General features: G+C 54.1%; 1 tRNA gene and 1 rRNA gene. Both read left to right on the forward strand.

What is annotated here, in order from left to right:
- The first annotated feature begins 86 nt into the window (after positions 1–86).
- Positions 87–162: transfer RNA gene (locus OGV65_RS00065), tRNA-Thr, on the forward strand.
- A 38-nt stretch (positions 163–200) separates the two neighbouring features.
- A 5S ribosomal RNA gene (gene rrf / locus OGV65_RS00070) occupies positions 201–281 on the forward strand; the annotation flags it as partial.

Below are 281 nucleotides of genomic sequence, written 5' to 3' on the forward strand. Positions count from 1 at the left end.
CTCAGAAGTGAAACGCCGTAGCGCCGATGGTAGTGTGGGGTCTCCCCATGCGAGAGTAGGGAACTGCCAGGCATCAAATTTAGTGTGCTGATATGGCTCAGTTGGTAGAGCGCACCCTTGGTAAGGGTGAGGTCCCCAGTTCGACTCTGGGTATCAGCACCAATTTTTCGGTTAAAGTTTGGCACTTAGAAAAGAATTTGTCTGGCGGCTGTAGCGCGGTGGTCCCACCTGACCCCATGCCGAACTCAGAAGTGAAACGCCGTAGCGCCGATGGTAGTGTG

Origin of the sequence: Citrobacter sp. Cb004 (assembly GCF_030337065.1) — a bacterium.
GTDB lineage: Bacteria > Pseudomonadota > Gammaproteobacteria > Enterobacterales > Enterobacteriaceae > Citrobacter > Citrobacter braakii.